Source organism: Peribacillus sp. CSMR9 (assembly GCF_033141925.1).
Taxonomy (GTDB): Bacteria; Bacillota; Bacilli; order Bacillales; family DSM-1321; genus Peribacillus; species Peribacillus simplex_A.
This window is the reverse complement of the sequence record NZ_JAOPHO010000029.1, coordinates 38,352-55,793: the sequence shown is the minus strand read 5'-3', so window position 1 is coordinate 55,793 and position 17,442 is coordinate 38,352. Positions and strand designations below refer to the sequence as shown.

At 40.5% G+C, this 17,442-nt stretch carries 16 protein-coding genes and 1 pseudogene; 14 read left to right on the top strand and 3 right to left on the bottom strand.

Annotation, left to right across the window (positions count from 1 at the left end; translation table 11 throughout):
* The first annotated feature begins 172 nt into the window (after positions 1 to 172).
* The 4 genes from N9I19_RS14350 (at position 173) to N9I19_RS14335 (ending at position 1,523) form a co-directional block, all read left to right on the top strand.
* Positions 173 to 316: an acid-soluble spore protein N gene (locus N9I19_RS14350; protein WP_230302655.1), complete on the top strand. Its 144-nt coding sequence runs from the start codon at positions 173 to 175 to the stop codon at positions 314 to 316.
* A 58-nt stretch (positions 317 to 374) separates the two neighbouring features.
* Positions 375 to 620 (top strand): small acid-soluble spore protein Tlp, encoded by a 246-nt coding sequence (gene tlp, locus N9I19_RS14345; RefSeq protein WP_317778165.1) that lies wholly within the window; start codon positions 375 to 377, stop codon positions 618 to 620.
* Between the two features lie 152 nt (positions 621 to 772).
* Positions 773 to 1,204 carry an acyl-CoA thioesterase gene (locus N9I19_RS14340; protein ID WP_317778164.1) on the top strand — a complete coding sequence of 144 codons (432 nt, stop codon included), beginning with the start codon at positions 773 to 775 and terminating at the stop codon, positions 1,202 to 1,204.
* A 25-nt stretch (positions 1,205 to 1,229) separates the two neighbouring features.
* Positions 1,230 to 1,523: a hypothetical protein gene (locus tag N9I19_RS14335; RefSeq protein WP_317778163.1), complete on the top strand. Its 294-nt coding sequence runs from the start codon at positions 1,230 to 1,232 to the stop codon at positions 1,521 to 1,523.
* A 37-nt stretch (positions 1,524 to 1,560) separates the two neighbouring features.
* Here the strand turns inward: N9I19_RS14335 and N9I19_RS14330 are convergent, their stop codons facing one another.
* On the bottom strand, positions 1,561 to 1,857 hold the full coding sequence (locus tag N9I19_RS14330) for a HesB/YadR/YfhF family protein (protein ID WP_061462987.1): 297 nt from the start codon (positions 1,855 to 1,857) through the stop codon (positions 1,561 to 1,563).
* A 119-nt stretch (positions 1,858 to 1,976) separates the two neighbouring features.
* Between N9I19_RS14330 and N9I19_RS25255 the strand changes: the two are divergent.
* Positions 1,977 to 2,165, top strand: a pseudogene (locus N9I19_RS25255) (NUDIX domain-containing protein); the annotation flags it as partial.
* Positions 2,119 to 2,313 (top strand): NUDIX hydrolase, encoded by a 195-nt coding sequence (locus tag N9I19_RS14325; protein WP_284470910.1) that lies wholly within the window; start codon positions 2,119 to 2,121, stop codon positions 2,311 to 2,313. The pseudogene N9I19_RS25255 and the gene N9I19_RS14325, both read left to right, overlap by 47 nt.
* Positions 2,314 to 2,858: 545 nt before the next feature.
* Here N9I19_RS14325 and N9I19_RS14320 read toward each other — a convergent pair.
* A complete protein-coding gene (locus tag N9I19_RS14320; protein ID WP_081108790.1) occupies positions 2,859 to 3,002 on the bottom strand; it encodes a YycC family protein in 144 nt (47 codons plus the stop codon).
* Positions 3,003 to 3,739: 737 nt separating this feature from the next.
* Positions 3,740 to 4,327 carry a glycerol-3-phosphate 1-O-acyltransferase PlsY gene (plsY, locus tag N9I19_RS14315; protein ID WP_061462989.1) on the bottom strand — a complete coding sequence of 196 codons (588 nt, stop codon included), beginning with the start codon at positions 4,325 to 4,327 and terminating at the stop codon, positions 3,740 to 3,742.
* A gap of 484 nt (positions 4,328 to 4,811) precedes the next feature.
* On the opposite strand from plsY, the gene N9I19_RS14310 reads away from it, so the two are divergent.
* From N9I19_RS14310 to N9I19_RS14275, 8 genes are all read left to right on the top strand, one after another.
* Complete coding sequence (locus N9I19_RS14310) at positions 4,812 to 5,222, top strand: CoA-binding protein (protein ID WP_284470909.1); 411 nt, start codon at positions 4,812 to 4,814, stop codon at positions 5,220 to 5,222.
* Positions 5,223 to 5,625: 403 nt separating this feature from the next.
* Positions 5,626 to 7,611, top strand: a complete 1,986-nt coding sequence (gene parE, locus N9I19_RS14305) for a DNA topoisomerase IV subunit B (protein WP_089363049.1) — start codon at positions 5,626 to 5,628, stop codon at positions 7,609 to 7,611.
* Complete coding sequence (parC, locus tag N9I19_RS14300) at positions 7,601 to 10,045, top strand: DNA topoisomerase IV subunit A (protein WP_317778161.1); 2,445 nt, start codon at positions 7,601 to 7,603, stop codon at positions 10,043 to 10,045. The genes parE and parC overlap by 11 nt, the downstream gene beginning before the upstream one ends.
* A 1,054-nt stretch (positions 10,046 to 11,099) precedes the next feature.
* On the top strand, positions 11,100 to 12,014 hold the full coding sequence (gene murQ / locus N9I19_RS14295; protein ID WP_375166235.1) for an N-acetylmuramic acid 6-phosphate etherase: 915 nt from the start codon (positions 11,100 to 11,102) through the stop codon (positions 12,012 to 12,014).
* Positions 12,015 to 12,025: 11 nt separating this feature from the next.
* Positions 12,026 to 12,883 (top strand): MurR/RpiR family transcriptional regulator, encoded by an 858-nt coding sequence (locus N9I19_RS14290; protein WP_061462994.1) that lies wholly within the window; start codon positions 12,026 to 12,028, stop codon positions 12,881 to 12,883.
* A gap of 32 nt (positions 12,884 to 12,915) precedes the next feature.
* A complete protein-coding gene (locus tag N9I19_RS14285) occupies positions 12,916 to 14,283 on the top strand; it encodes a PTS transporter subunit EIIC (protein ID WP_089363047.1) in 1,368 nt (455 codons plus the stop codon).
* Positions 14,280 to 15,314, top strand: coding sequence for a MupG family TIM beta-alpha barrel fold protein (locus N9I19_RS14280; RefSeq protein ID WP_317778160.1), 1,035 nt, complete (start codon positions 14,280 to 14,282; stop codon positions 15,312 to 15,314). Before N9I19_RS14285 ends, N9I19_RS14280 begins: the two co-directional genes overlap by 4 nt.
* Positions 15,315 to 15,500: 186 nt before the next feature.
* Positions 15,501 to 17,441 (top strand): glycoside hydrolase family 3 protein, encoded by a 1,941-nt coding sequence (locus tag N9I19_RS14275; RefSeq protein ID WP_317778159.1) that lies wholly within the window; start codon positions 15,501 to 15,503, stop codon positions 17,439 to 17,441.
* Position 17,442 lies beyond the last annotated feature (1 nt).

Here is a 17,442-nt window from a genome sequence, read left to right as displayed (position 1 = left end):
TCCCCGATTGAATATCGAGAAAAGGCCGCAGCTTGAAATACTCTTTTTTTATTGTCTACTTGACAGGGTTATGTGCACCCTTCAAAGTGCTGGCTCTTTTTTCATGGCTTTCAAAAACTGGCATTCATGAATTTCCTCTTTTTTATCCATGATAAGAGAAGGAGGCGATAAAATGGGTAATCCAAAAAAAGATTCCAAACACTTTAGACCGAGCCATCATGGGACACAACCAATAGCAGCGGGTGGGAATAACGGTAAGAAAATGCAGGACAAATCCGGCAAACATGCTCAGGTCATTCAAACTAAAGGCGAGTAATCCTTAATAAAGTAGTCGTAATAATATTATGTAAATAAAAATTCATGAGGTGAAATTAATGGGCTCTTATAAACACAATCAGGATAACCGTTTGGATAATGTTGAAAAAATTCAGGATGCGATTCAAAATACAGAAGAAAACATATCCGCTGCAAATGAAACGTTATCATTCTCTTCAGATGTGGAGAAACAGGCAATTGAGGCCAAAAATGACCGAAGAAGAAAGAGCATTGAAGGAATGAAAGATGAAATGCAAGATGAACAAGAAGCTCGGGAAAGCGGTTATAGTAACGATAATATTTAAACGACTAAGTAAAGGGGAGAAAGAGGCGCAAAATCTTTCTCCTCTTTGTTTTTCATGACAGGGAGGCAGTCAATCAAGACAGCTTAAATGAAATTGGCACATTTGTTATGGTAGAATGTTTATTGCAATAGAAATGAAAGTGGGGAAACAAAATGTTCATAGCTGAAAACGAAATTGAAGTGCGGTATGCAGAGACAGATCAAATGGGTGTTGTTTACCATGCGAATTATTTAATATGGATGGAACTAGGCAGGACAAAATTGATAAATGATTTAGGATTTTATTATGCTGATATGGAAGCGGATGGCATCCTCTCACCTGTTATGGATATTCAGGCTTCGTATAAAACCCCTGTAAGATATGGTGATAAGGTAAAAGTTAAAACTTGGATTGAAAAGTATGACGGCTTACGGGTCATTTATGGGTATGAGATCGTTAATGGGAAAAATGAAGTGGCGGCTACAGGTCATTCTTCTCACGTTTGCGTTAAAAAGGAGAGCTTCCGCCCGATATCCATTAAACGGATGTTTCCTGATTGGCATGAGGCCTATGAGAAAAATAAAAAGCAGGATGAATTGGTTTAATGACAATCATTGAGGTGATTAAGAAATGGCTTTTGGGATTAAACGGGCAGACGTAGTAACCTGGAAGCAGAAAATCGATCAAGGCCAAATAGCTTTTTTAACTCATTATTGGCTGGATGACCGATTTCCTGGCTGCAAGACGGTTACAAAAGTGGGATGCAAAGATTTACGGCGTTTATCGGAGTGGGGTAAGAAATACGGGCTTAAAAAAGAGTGGATTCACCACAGGAAGGATGGCTATTCTCATTTCGATCTTTTAGGGGACAAGCAAGCGGAAATTTTAAGGGCGGAACATATAAAAGAGCGCCTGCTCGATTGAACAAGAAAAAACAGCAGTTAACACCGCTGCTTTATTGTCAGGCACTCTTTTCATAGTGGAATTCTGGTTCAGTCAGTTTTTCATTAAAAGTAATAAGTAAATCGTGACCATCAAAGTACCATAAATCTTTTTCTTCTACATAAAAATTAATCTCATTCATAGTTGTTACGGCTGCTGCAGTTTCAGGTTCTTCTTTCATGATACCTAATGAAAAGCCGCTTTGGACGGAACTATGCCCGCCATATCTTACATAAAAGCGCAAATGAGAGCCTTCTTGAAGCCCCAGCTCATCAATATACCACTTAGCTGCTTGATCGGAAATGGTCAGTTTCATACTAATTCTCCTTCCTAGAGGTTCGTTATTTAAGTATAAAGTAATTATGAAGTAGATGCGAATAATGTGGATTTAAGAAAGGAAACGACTATCGCTAAAAGAATCCGAATAGGCATAAATTCAATGGTATAGGTGGGAAAATAGAACAAGGTGAAACCATCGATGAATCGATGGAACGCGAAATTCTAGAAGAAACTGGATTGAAGGTAAAGGGTATGGCCTTTCGAGGGGTTGTGACATGGAATCAAACGGGTGGAATGTATGTTTACAGAGCTGAAGAGGCAGGAGGCGGGCTTTCCTGCCTGTGATGAAGGGGAACTTGCCTGGAAGCCATATCAAAGGGTTATGGAGGCAAATGAAGTTGTTTCCAACATAGAGTATTATCTAAAAGATATATTACAGGATGACAGCCACAGGAATTTGCCTGTTCCTAAGCCGTTGCCTGATTTAATTTAAATGACTTTCACCAATTGAAAAACCGCCCATAAGCGGTTTTTTTGCATATTTTGTTTCATGGGCTAAATATCACAAAGAGGTAGAATAGAATTCTGTATATTTAATGGGTAACAAATATTCTGGAAAGTATATATTTGGATGATAAAAGTGAAATGCCCAATTAATATCCTTATATAGAGGGGCTGCTTATTGCGGAAAACAGAGCTGTTAAAAGGGAGTACATAAATGGTGCTGTTTTCATTATGGCTCAAAAGAAAATGTAAGGGTATGAGATGATCGAACAGCTCAAACAGTTAAGTGATGGTTATTTACATTATAAAGAAAGCATGTTTTATATCCAGCTTTAAAAAGACTGGAGGAGAAAGATTATGTAAATAGTTACTGGCAGGACATAAGGAGCGAAAATGAAAAATTATTATGCGACGAAATTGGGTATTGCTCAGTTTCAAGATCAATGGGAAGAATTGAACGCCTTTCAAGGGTAATCCGTAAGGTCGTTTCACACATATATGAACGCACACAAAAATAGCTGCAGATTCCTGCAGCTATTTTGTATTTTCTTGTGCTTCAGCCTCGGCAAGCTTTCTCAGCAAGACGGGTGTAGGCATATGCATGATTTGCTCTAAAGGCAAGTTTAGGGACTTGGATAACTTTAATGCGGTTTCCGGTGATATTTGCAATGGCTTCATGGCACTTTCTCCAATCAATTTTTATTAGCTAATTCCAGTTTAGCCTCTGTTCTCCAATTATTCAATCCTTACTTGACCATTTCTCCATCAAACAAAATCCATACTATTCTTTTGATGGGAAGTTAATGAAGAAAAATTCTAGTACCTTATACCTTGACAATAGAATTGGATCGAAGGCAGAATAGGGTTTTTTATGGTTCAAATGAACTGTATATTTTCAATTGAATGGATATAAAGCTCCTATGATTTGATGGGATATCTTAGATTCGTCTTATCGTGATTTACAAGATTAGGGGGAGTGGGAAAATGGGGATTTTCATAAATCGAAGCCGAAAAAAGCAATCTGGTTTCAAAAAGCAAAAGAGACAGAGGGTATATTGGATGTAAGCAGTGAACAGGTGAAACTTCAGGTAACCTTGTTATTTTCATGAAAAATGTTGATGAAAACCGTTTTATTAAACCAATCCTTCTTAAGCATTACCGAGTTTATTAAGCTTGTACAGCCGACCAGACAAATTTACTATCATTGAACTAAAGCCATCGAGGCAGCGCATGCAGGCGAACATGGTAAATGATTTGCGGCTGTTTCGAATGAGCTCAGGAAACTTGCTGAACAGACTAAAAAGTCGATAGCTGAAATGGATGCAATCGTGCAAACATCAAATGAATTATAGAATGGAAAAAAGCCCGTGCGTCGGACGGGCTTTTTCCCATTTAAATATCCTCAAGAATTTCTCTTACAGCCATTTTACTTTGGGTTCAGTTTTATCGATAATTCGTTTAATGTTCGCCCGATGCCGGTAAAAAATGAAAATCGTTAATATACCGATTACAATAATAAGGGCCAAATCATTTGTATGAAACACTAAACTGTATATAAGAGCAAGAAGACAAGCAATCATCGAAGAAAGCGAGACATATTTGGATATGTATAAGGTAATGAAGAATATGATGACGGCAATGACAAAAAGTAATGGTTCATAAGCAAGAATGACACCGGCAGAAGTTGCCACCGCTTTCCCGCCCCGAAAGTTTGCGAAAATGGGAAACATATGCCCAATGACGGCAAATAAGCCAGCTAGCAATAAATTCATTTCCACGCCTAGCAATAACGGGAGAAAAGTTGCTAGAGTTCCCTTTAGGATATCCATGGTAGTAACGGTAAGCCCTGCCTTGACACCTAGTGTCCGGAAGGTATTTGTCCCACCCAGATTTTTACTGCCATGCTCCCTAATGTCGATTTTGTAAAAGGTTTTACCGATAATTAAACCGGAAGGAATCGAACCAATCAAGTAGGCAGACAGTATAGTGATGAATGTAAGCATTGTATGACCCTTTCTTTATAGAAAAATCTTCTTATTTTTATCACGATTAAGAGGCTGTTTTTTCCCTTTTTCGGAAATAAACTGAAGGAATAGCTAAAAAACAACCTAAAAATACCTGATATGCTTCTCTTATTGTAACATTTTCGTGACAAAATGGTACGGATGTCCAAAAAAAATCCATTGAAAAATGAATTTTCCTTGATGAACATCCGTCTTTTGATATACGTTTAAGTTCATGAAGGGCAAAAGGTTTATGTTTTCTTATTTTCGTAAATATAATGAAGAGTACCTAATTGTGTATAATGATACAATACGCGGTAGCCTGTATGAACATAAGTGGTGCACACCTTTTCGAAACCTATTCTTTCTTGTATAATGGTTTTTCTTAATAATGGTAATACTCTGCTTTACTCTGTGAAATATCTTTGTTAAGGAATACTTTTTAAGCAATTATTACATTTTATGATAAAGGGGATTGATAAGAATGATACAAAATCCAAGCAGAGAAGAAATGGGTCAGATGTTAAAAAAATCGAAGCGCATCGCTGTTGTTGGTTTATCAAATAACCCCGAGCGAACTTCTTATATGGTATCGAAGGCCATGCAGGATAGTGGGTATGAAATCATCCCTGTAAACCCTGCTGTATCTGAAGTGCTGGGTGTCAAGGCAGTAAAGGCACTTAAAGATATTGAAGGGCACGTCGATATCGTAAATATTTTTCGCCGTTCAGAATTCCTTCCCGGGATTGCCAAAGAATTTGCAGAAATAGATGCTGATATCTTTTGGGCGCAGTTAGGGGTAGAAAACGGGGAAGCCTATAATTTTTTGAAAGAAAAAGGTTATACTGTCATCATGGATCGATGCATAAAAGTAGAACACGCCCTTACTAAGTAGAGTGAAAAGAGCGGAACTTCCGCTCTTTTTTAAAGGAATCGCAATGTTTAGCAGTGTAAAAATCAATAATGCCAGCCATGGCGGAGGTTGAGAACGGGCGGCATATCCATGCAATTTAAGAATAATTTGATTAAAAAAGTAAAAGTATATTTGCCAAATGAAAAATTACCGCTACAATTAGAACGGTAGCTATGACACGTTTCAACAAAGTGAAAAGATCCAACCAAGGGTGCTAACGCTAATAAAAGGGACGAAAAAATAGAACACTTGTTCTTTGTTCGTAAAAGTATTATACTTTTAATATGATATTAACGTATGAATTAATTTGTTAAAGCTAGTGAGTCATTTCATTGCAGTATGATTTGGCCCGGAAATTGTGTTTAGTAAGGAAAGGGGAATTTCTGTGGCAAAGAAAGTAAAAACAATCGAGTACAATGATGATGCAATTCAGGTACTGGAAGGACTCGAAGCGGTCAGAAAACGTCCCGGTATGTATATCGGCAGTACTGATGCACGCGGACTTCATCATTTAGTGTACGAGATTGTAGATAACTCCGTAGATGAGGCTTTGGCTGGATATGGAGACCAAATTAGTGTGAAAATACATAAAGATAACAGTGTAAGTGTGTCAGATAAGGGGCGTGGAATGCCTACCGGTATGCATAAATTGGGTAAACCTACGCCTGAAGTCATTTTGACTATTCTTCATGCTGGCGGTAAATTTGGACAGGGCGGATATAAAACGAGCGGAGGCCTTCATGGAGTAGGTGCCTCGGTCGTCAATGCGTTGTCTGAATGGCTTGTCGTGACAATCAAAAGGGACGGGTTCATTTACGAACAACGTTTTTTCAATGGCGGAAAGCCAGAAACGACTCTTGAGAAAATCGGTAAAACCAATCAAGCTGGTACCAAAATCCACTTCAAGCCCGATCCGAAAATATTTTCGGTGACAACTTTTAATTATGATATCCTTTGTGAACGTCTCCGTGAATCGGCATTTCTTCTAAAAGGCATGAAAATTGAATTGACGGATGAACGTAACGACCAGCAAGAAACTTTTCACTATGAAAATGGAATAGAAGCTTTTGTGGATTACTTGAATGAAGAAAAAGAAACCCTTCATAGTGTTGTCAGTCTAGAAGGGGAACAGAATGGGATAGAAGTCGATCTGGCCTTTCAATTCAACGATGGTTATTCAGAAAATATTTTAAGCTTTGTAAATAATGTTCGAACAAAAGACGGCGGCACCCATGAGATTGGCGCAAAGACGGCCATGACGAGGGCATTTAATGATTATGCCAGAAAAATGGGGCTATTGAAGGAAAAAGATAAAAACCTCGAAGGTACCGATATACGCGAAGGATTGTCTTCAATAATTTCTGTACGTATCCCAGAAGAACTTCTTCAATTCGAAGGACAGACCAAGAGCAAGCTTGGAACCAGTGAAGCCCGTTCTGCAGTCGATTCCATCGTGTCAGAGCACTTAGCCTACTTTTTTGAAGAAGATCCGACCACGAGTACCCTGTTGGTCAAGAAATCGATTAAAGCTTTCCAGGCCCGGGAAGCAGCACGCAAAGCGCGTGAAGATGCAAGAAGCGGGAAGAAACGGAAGAAATCTGATGCCATCCTTTCTGGAAAATTAACGCCAGCTCAATCTAAAAATCCTGAACGGAATGAATTGTATCTTGTAGAAGGGGACTCTGCAGGAGGTTCCGCAAAGCAAGGTCGTGATCGCCGTTTCCAAGCGGTACTGCCATTACGTGGTAAAGTTATCAATACGGAAAAGGCCAAACTAGCGGACATTTTTAAAAACGAGGAAATAAATACGATCATCCACGCTATCGGGGCAGGGGTCGGGGCAGAGTTCAATACGCCGGACACCAACTATGATAAAGTGATCATCATGACTGATGCCGATACGGATGGGGCCCATATCCAAGTGCTTCTGTTAACATTCTTTTACCGCTATATGAAGCCATTGATAGAGTCAGGAAAGGTTTACATTGCCTTGCCTCCTTTATATAAAGTGAGTAAAGGGACCGGAAAGAAAGAAATCATTGAATATGCTTGGAGTGATGAGGAACTTCAGGGAGCGATAGACAAGGTAGGGAAAGGCTATATGATTCAGCGCTATAAAGGGCTGGGTGAAATGAATGCCGATCAATTATGGGATACTACCATGAACCCGGAAACCAGGACATTGATACGCGTGAAGATCGACGATGGTGCCCGTGCAGAAAGACGTGTGACAACGTTAATGGGGGACAAGGTTGAACCGCGCCGTAAATGGATTGAAGCCAATGTCGCTTTTGGTCTCGAAGAAGAATCGAATATTTTAGATAATGAAAATATGTCGATTGAAGAGGAGGTCATTAACGATGGCATTTGAAGAAACGTTTAGAGATTTGCCGCTTGAAGAGGTAATCGGAGACCGCTTCGGGCGATACAGTAAATATATTATCCAAGATCGGGCACTGCCAGATGCAAGGGACGGATTAAAACCGGTACAGCGCAGGATATTGTATGCGATGCATGTAGAAGGAAATACACAGGAAAAAGGATTTAGGAAATCAGCAAAAACAGTCGGTAATGTAATTGGTAACTATCACCCCCATGGAGATTCATCTGTTTATGAGGCAATGGTCCGGATGAGCCAAGACTGGAAGCTTCGGAAAGTCATGGTTCAAATGCACGGAAACAATGGTAGTATTGATGGCGATCCGCCTGCTGCGATGCGGTATACTGAAGCCAGGCTTTCATCGATCGCCTCAGAGATGTTACGTGATATTGAAAAAAGGACTGTAGATTTTGTACCGAACTTCGATGATACTTCGGAAGAACCCATTGTATTGCCAGCAATGTTCCCTAACTTGCTTGTAAACGGATCCACAGGAATATCTGCCGGCTACGCAACGGAAATCCCACCACATCAAATAGGTGAAGTCATTGATGCAGCCATTATGCGAATCGATAAGCCTGAAGCGACAGTCGCTGATTTAATGACGGTCATTAAGGGGCCGGATTTCCCTACAGGCGGTATCATTCAAGGAATTGAAGGCATTCGTAAAGCCTATGAAACAGGTAAAGGGAAAATCATCATTCGCGGCTTGGCGGAAGTGGAAACGATTCGCGGCGGCAAACAGCAAATCGTCATCACTGAAATCCCATATGAAGTCAATAAAGCGAACCTTGTTAAGAAAATGGATGAGTTCCGTCTTGACCGGAAAGTTGAAGGCATCGCTGAAGTAAGGGATGAAACGGACCGTACAGGACTGCGTATCGTCATTGAATTGAAAAAAGAAGCGGATGCAAATGGAGTCCTGCATTATTTATATAAAAATTCCGATCTTCAAATTGCTTACAATTTTAATATGGTCGCGATTTATAAAAAACGGCCGACATTGATGAGCCTGCCAAAAATGCTTGATGCGTATATCGATCACCGTAAAGAGGTAATTGTGAATCGTTCCCGTTATGAGTTGCAAAAAGCACATGACAGGGCACATATCGTAGATGGTTTAGTGAAGGCTTTGTCCATATTAGATGAAGTCATCTCTGTCATCCGTGCGTCTAAAGATAAACGGAATGCCAAAGATAACCTCATTGCTAAATTCGCTTTTACAGAAGCGCAAGCTGAAGCCATTGTTTCCTTACAGTTATATAGGCTGACAAATACTGATATTACGGCACTTGAAGCAGAGGCAGCGGAATTGAAGAACAAAATTGAGGAATTGACCAAGATTCTCGGCAGTGAAAAAGTCCTTCTTCAAGTAATAAAAAAAGAACTTCGATTCATTAAAAAGGGCTTTGATGACGGAAGGCGTTCCAAAATAGAAAAAGAAATTGAAGAAATCAAAATTAATCTTGAAGTCTTGATTGCGAGTGAAGACGTGATGGTGACAGTGACGAAAGAAGGGTATGTTAAACGGACGTCATTACGGTCATTTGCAGCTTCAGGCGGTCTTGATTTTGGCATGAAGGATTCCGATCGCCTGCTCCAGAGGCTGGAGATGAATACAACAGATGTCCTGTTGCTTTTCACATCCAAAGGGAACTACCTCTATTGTCCAGTTCATCAGCTTCCTGACATTCGATGGAAGGAAACAGGTCAGCATATCGCGAACATCATTCCGATTGACAGAGAAGAACAAATCATAAAAGCGATTCCGATCAAAGATTTTACCCTGCCGCAATTCTTAGTGTTCATCACGAAAAATGGTATGGTTAAAAAGACTGAAATAGCTTCTTATAAAGCACAGAGACATTCAAAACCGTTGGTTGGTGTCAATTTAAAAGGTGAAGATGAACTGGTCGATGTCCATCATACCGATGGACAGGCAGACCTTTTCCTAGTCACTCATAACGGCTATGGTTTATGGTTTGATGAAGAAGAAGTAAGTATTGTCGGTGTCCGGGCAGCAGGAGTCAAAGGGATTAATTTGAAGGAAGATGACTATGTCATTGGCGGAAAGGTTTTAGCCAAGGATAGTAAAGAATCGATCTTTATAGTTACCCAGCGCGGAGCCATCAAGAAAATGAAATTAACCGAGTTTGAAAAAACGAGCCGGGCAAAACGGGGTGTCGTGGTCTTGAGGGAATTGAAATCAAATCCTCATAGGGTCATTGGATTTGATACCATTAACAAAACCGACAGTCTATTCATTCTTTCTGAAAAGGGAACCATTGAAACCATTCATGCCGCTTCATTAAAAAATCATGATCGTTACACGAATGGATCTTTTGTTTTTGATGAAACGGTTAGTGGAAAAGCGAAAGAAATGTGGAAAATATCATTGGAAGATGACTCTGCCATTGAGCAGTGAATCATTTTTTAAAACGGGATGCTGATTATAATCAGCATCCCGTTTTATATTGTAACAACAAATGGACAGTAAGTAGTTGATATGCAAGTCAAGAAAATACCCCGGTCATCCCCATGTATATTGACTTCATTCTGTGGTTACCTTCTTAAGTCAAAAATGACTTATTGAGTCATTTTTAAATCCTTGTATTACGAACTTAAAAATCTTACTCGAGCCATAAATAATTCAATTTTGAATTTTAATTTCGATTGAATCTAGGTAGTATAACGATTTATTTTGGCATATTCCTTGCGTCTTGTTTGTATGACATCCAATTCAGCAATTAAATGGATCACGGGCATTCCAAAAGAGTATTATAGTGAACCGGCAGTGACCGAGAGCGGAAAATACATTAACCGTTCGGATTACCTGAATTATAAAGGGTATATCGAACCTTTTACAACATAGGCAATGGAATATTTTCGGCAAGAAAATTGCCGCGTTACCAACTTATTCTCAATAGGGTAAAGGCTGGACGAAAGCCGTTCTTCCATATTGGGAAAAGCAAGGCGGTGTCGATTATAATTCGTCGATTGATGAAAATGGAGGATTTGCACCAACAATTGTCGTAGGCGCAGTAGAATTCGGGAAAGTTGTCCCCATCCGTTAACTGGGTCAAGGGATGGAGGTTTCCCGGGTCCGGCGAAGTATCCTAGTTTAGCATTTTGTTATATTACTTTGAGTGTACCGTTCCCAAATTTGGGGAACATACACGTTTTTTATTGTAGAAAAAGTCAGGACAAAAAAGAAGGATCCTATGAGGGAATTACGGCACATTAATAGGCTATATATCCACGATTATATCCAGAGTAATGAAATTTTCATGGATTCCGGATAATGTGCAATGGCAATGGTTTTTTAGGAAATAAATGAATGCTTACTAAAAAACATCACAAAAATATCTTGTATCTAAGTAATGAAAACGCTATCATTGAATATAATATGAAATATAATTTCATTATTATCTATTGAATAATGAAATTTTATTTAAGTAATTGATAATAGGAGGATTCAATTGTCTATGGAAGAACATCTGCGTTCATTAACGACTGAATTACGGAACGAAGATACGATGAATATCGATAGTGTAAATACGATGGAAATCATTTCAGCAATCAATAAGGAAGATTTAAAAGTGGCAGCAGCGGTCCAGGAGGTTTTGCCAGAAATAAAAACGGTAGTTGAATGGGCTTTAGAATCATTAAAAAAAGGTGGGAGACTCGTATACATCGGTGCAGGAACGAGTGGAAGACTCGGTGTGCTGGATGCCGTGGAATGTCCACCGACATTCAGCACACCACCTGATAGGGTGCTTGGCATAATCGCAGGAGGGGAAAAGGCGTTTGTTCGAGCCATCGAAGGAGCGGAGGATAAAGAAGAGTTTGGGGAATGTGATTTAATCGACGTGGATCTAACAGCAAATGATACGGTTATTGGCATTGCGGCAAGCGGCCGTACCCCATATGTGAAAGGCGCTTTACGTTATGCAAGAAAGGTTGGGGCTAAAGCGGTGGCATTATCATGCAATAAAAACGCGAGCATCACAGAAGCAGCTGATATAGGGATTGAAGTGGTGGTCGGACCGGAAGTCTTAACAGGGTCCACAAGAATGAAAGCGGCAACCGCACAGAAAATGGTCCTCAATATGATCTCAACGGCTACCATGATCCGGTTGGGAAAAGTCTATGAAAATCTGATGGTTGATGTAAATGTCAGTAATCAAAAACTGAAGGATCGTGCAATTAGCATCATAGAAACTTTAACAAATGCTGACTATGATCATGCTTTGAATATGCTTGAAAAAGCAAATAATCAAGTTAAACCAGCGATAGTCATGATAAAAACGTCAACAGATTATGATAAAGCAATGGAGTTACTAGAAAAAGCGGGTGGAGATGTCAGAAAAGCCATTTCGATCTATGAAGATTAAGGAGGGAAGCAATGGCTACAGGAGGATTATCCATCATACAGACGATGTTGAGCAAGCTCCCGCAATCAGAACAAAAACTAGCAGAATATATTCTTCAGAATCCTCATGAAGTTGTGAACAGCACTGTACAGGAATTGAGTACTTCTGCTCAAACAAGCGGGGCTGCTGTTATTAGGTTGTGTAAATCGCTCGGAATAAAAGGGTTTCAAGATTTGAAAATAAGGATTGCCGGAGATTTGATGAAGACTGTTGAACAGGGCTACAGGGATATCGAGCCCTCAGAATCACTGTATCGGATTGTTGAAAAAACAACGAGTAATTCGATTCAGTCCATTCGAGACACATCTGAAATAATCGATCACGACACTCTCAAACAGGCGATAACGTTGATGCTGAACGCTAAAACTGTCCACTTTTGCGGAGTGGGTGCCTCGAATATAGTTGCTGCAGACGCTCAGCAAAAATTACTTCGCATCAATAAAGGGGCAACGGCTTTTACGGATATGCATTTAGTTGCAACCCTGATTGCAAATGCTGATGAAAATGACATCGTTTTTGCCATTTCATTCTCTGGGGAAACACCTGAAGTTGTCAATATACTGAAGCTTGCTAAAGAACGTGGTGTCAAGACGATCGGGCTGACTCATTTTGGCCAAACAACGGTATCTTCCTTGTGTGACGCCACACTGTATACATCCTTTTCGAATGAAGCACCATTTAGGAGTGCAGCGACATCATCAAGATTGGCGCAGTTATATATGATTGATATTTTGTTTTTGGGGATGGCTTCAGAGCAATATGAAGAGACTGTCCAATATATTGATAATACCAAGTCTGCAATCAAGTCGATGACGGATCGTTATAAATGAATATTACGAGATTTGACAAAGGGGGCTTTTAAATGGGTAAGGGGGATAAGTACGCCAGTTTAGCAGAAGAGTTATTGGGGAAATTAGGCGGGGCATCAAATGTTGCCGATGCTGCACATTGTATGACCAGACTAAGGGTATTGCCAATCGATCGTTTAAAAGTAAACATGGAAGATATAAAAAATACGGAAGGTGTTCTGGGCGTCATTGAAGAGGAAACGATACAAATCGTCCTTGGGCCAGGCGTGGTGAACAAGGTTCATACAGAATTTGAAAAGCTTTTGGAATCTTACGGCGGTTTAAACTTAAAAGAGGTGGCATCGAAGAACAAATCAGAGAATGATAGAAAAAATGCAAAACCTTTTAAACTTTTTTTACGCAGGATTGCAAGTATTTTCATCCCTTTAATTCCCGCCTTAGTGGCATCCGGTTTGATTACCGGTATAACAAAAGCGACCGTTCAAGCGGGGTGGCTTGCAGCAGAATCGCAATTAGCCATCATATTAACCGTTATTGGATCTGGTTTGTTTGCCTACCTGGGGATTTTGGTTGGGACCAATGCCGCTAAGGAATACGGCGGATCCCCTGCACTTGGTGCGTTGGCGGGTATCTTGGTCATCAATCCGGCTGTCGGCGACATTTCCCTGTTCGGTGAAAATTTGCTCCCTGGCCGCGGTGGGTTGATAGGAGTCCTCTTTGCAGCTATTTTCATAGCCTTGGTGGAAAAACAGGTCAGGAAATTCATTCCTCAATCACTTGATATCATTTTGACGCCAACCATCGCTTTACTCATTACTGGGATTGTCACTTACATTGTTTTTATGCCGGTAGGAGGGTTTTTATCGGATGCCATTACGACAGGGTTATTGAATGTGTTGGACTTCGGCGGTGTTGTGGCTGGATTCGTGCTTGGTGCGGCCTTCCTTCCCCTAGTCATTACTGGTTTACATCAAGGTTTAACGCCTGTCCATCTAGAATTGATCAATTCTATCGGGGATGATCCGCTGCTTCCCATTTTGGCAATGGGTGGTGCAGGCCAAGTTGGGGCGGCATTTGCCATCTATATGAAAACGAAGAAAGCGAGTTTAAAGAGGGCAATCGGCGGAGGCCTTCCTTCAGGGATGCTTGGTATCGGCGAACCCCTTATATTTGGAGTGACTCTGCCACTGGGCCGGCCTTTCTTAACTGCCTGTTTAGGTGCTGGAGTAGGCGGGGCATTCCAAGCACAATTCGGAATTGCGACGTCGTCCATTGGTGTTTCTGGACTACCGCTTACCTTTTTAGTGCATCCAAATCAAATCGGTCTATTCTTGGCTGGGTTGTTCATTTCCTATATAGCAGGATTTATTTTTACGTATTTGTTTGGATTTAATGATGAAATGGCTGTTGAATTCAAGTGATCGGAATCTCTTTTTATCTACAGGACCCACTTGCAGAAGCACAAATCAACCATGCTGCTTACCTAGGAGTGAAAAGGGCCTTTACCTCGCTTCATATTCCTGAAGAAAAGGGTGACCTCGTAAAGAGGATGATCAGGCTTTTAAAGCTTTCAGAGTCCTATGGAATGGAAATCCATGCGGATGTGTCATTAAACACTCTTGATCATTTAGGAATTGGCAGATTTACGGATTTAAGGCAATTGGGTATTAAAGGTATTCGACTTGATGATGGGTTTGATCGAGAAACTGTTACATCTTTATCCAAGGTGTTTTCCCTCTCACTGAATGCAAGTACGTTAAATGAAGATGAACTTCTAGCCATACTCGGGAGCGGCGTAGAACCGGAAAGTTTGATAGCTTGGCATAACTTTTATCCAAGGCGTGAAACGGGCCTTGAGGAAGAATTCTTTCATGAACAAAATCGAATATTCAAGAAATACGGTATACCGATCTTTGCTTTCATCCCGGGTGCTGGAAGTAAACGCGGTCCTCTTCATGATGGCCTTCCGACGCTTGAAAAACACAGGTTAATGAATCCTTACGCTGCCGGTGTTGAGCTATTTCAGCATGTGGACGGAGTTTACGTAGGAGATCAAGGAACCGAGAATAATTTGCTTGAGAATCTAACTGTCTATAAAAATCTCAATATTCTTTCTATTAGAATGGAATCCCAACTTTTGCAAGGCGGTCAGTATAAATTAAGGCCAGATGTTTCTCAAGATGTTTTCCGGCTGCAAAATACCCGCGTCTCAGCAAATATCGTGCCGAGTAATACAGTTACACGCAGCCTTGGATCCATAACGATGGACAATGATGCTTACGGAAGGTATCGGGGAGAGATCCAAATTTGCAGGAGAGACCTGGAGGCTGATCATAGAGTCAATGTGATAGGGCGAGTAATAGTTGAAGATATTCCCTTGCTGTCCCTTCTAAAACCTGGTCAATCCATAGAACTGTTGAGTGAAGGGAAAGTGAGATCGAACGATCAATGATACTGGGATAAACGGATATATTACATGAAGGCTTGTTAAAGAGGCGGCTGATGGGATTCCGGATACTGCCTTGATTTCTTTATAGGATCTATTTAGATCATTTCCATTCATTTTCACCCCTTTCATGGTACTGGATATGGAAGTGTTACTACAAGAACTTAAAGGTAAACAAGGGAGGAAGCCTAAATGATAATAAGGATATGTGTCCCAGCTGGAATCGCATTATTCTTGGTTATATCCATTCTGGGAGGGAATGCGGCTGCAACGGGATTAGAGAACGAAAATTCAGCATCGGATGTTCAGAAAATCGTTGAAAACATGACAGTTGATGAAAAAGTCGGCCAAATGCTCATGCCGGATTTTCGTAATTGGAAAAAACAAGAAGAAGTGAAGGCCACAGGGTTTATTGAAATGAACTCAGAAATTGCAAGCATTATTAAAAAATATCATCTAGGCGGTGTGATTTTGTTCGCTGAGAATGTAGTCGACACCGAACAAACGGTTCGGCTCACGGAGGGTTTGCAGATGGCAAGCCAAGACCTTCCGCTGTTCTTAACGATTGATCAGGAAGGTGGAATCGTAACCCGCCTTCAAACCGGAACGAACCTTCCAGGTAATATGGCGCTTGGTGCAACCAGAAATGAGAATTACGCTTACCAAACTGGAGAAATCATCGGGAGGGAACTGTCGTCACTTGGCATAAATGTCAATTTTGGGCCGTCTGTCGATGTCAATAATAATCCCGGAAATCCAGTTATTGGCGTTCGCTCCTTCAGTTCTGATCCGGAACTTGTATCAAAGTTGGGCATTCAAACGATAAATGGATTGCAAAATCAGAACATGATAGCAACGGCCAAGCATTTCCCTGGCCACGGAGATACAGCAGTCGATAGTCATTATGGTCTCCCTCTTGTCTCTCATGATAAAGAGCGCTTGCGTTCCATCGAGTTGGTTCCTTTCCAAAAGGCCATCGATGCTGGAGTGGATATGATGATGACTGCACATGTTCAATTCCCTGCATTCGACAACACTACGTATATCAGTAAAAAAGACGGTCAAGAAATTATGGTTCCTGCAACATTGTCACATAAGGTTATCACGGGTCTATTACGTGAAGAAATGGGTTTTGACGGTGTTGTGGTTACAGATGCTTTGAATATGAAAGCCATCGCGGACAACTTCGGACAGGAAGAAGCTGTGGTCCTTGCCCTGAAATCGGGTGTTGATATTGCATTGATGCCTGCACAAGTAAATTCGCTCCAAATGGAAAAGAATATAACCACTGTATTCAATGCAGTGAAGGCAGCAGTGGAAAGCGGCGAAATTCCTATAGCTCAAGTCAATCAATCTGTAACGAGGATACTTGAACTAAAAGTGAAAAGAGGGATTTTAAACCCTGATAAAACTCCAATCGATAAAAAGATCAAAATCGCGCTTCAAGTGGTCGGGAATGAAGATCATCTGAAAAAAGAAACGGAAATTGCGGAAGATGCCATCACACTATTAAAAAATGAAGGCAGAACTTTGCCTTTCAAACCTAAGAAAAATGAAAAAGTTTTAGTGCTTGCTCCTTTTGATGATCAAGTTGAATCAATGTCAAGGAGCATCCGCGAATTAGCTGATAAAAAGAAAATAAAGAAAGTCCAAATAACGGGTATGAGTTTTTCGGAAAAGTCATTTACAGATGAAGTGGCTAGACTTATTGATGAATCAGACTTTGTCATTACTGGTTCCTATATTGTCAAAAACGATCCGGCTGTCAATGATGGAGTGATCGATGATAGCGTTCAAGATTCTTCGAAGTGGGCAACAGCCTTCCCAAGAGCGGTCATGAATCATGCTAAGAAGCAAGATAAAGAATTTGTTTTAATGAGTTTAAGAAACCCTTATGATGTTGCAAATTTTGAAGAAGCGAAAGCGGTGCTTGCTGTTTACGGATTTAAAGGGTATTCGAATGGGCGTTATAGACAGCCAAATATTCCGGCAGGCATCTCGACGATTTTTGGAGGATCAAAACCTAAAGGAACTTTGCCGGTCGATATACCATCAGTGACTAAACCCTCTGAAAGCCTTTATAAACTTGGATATGGATTAGATATTAAATCAGGAAAACCCATTAAACAATAGA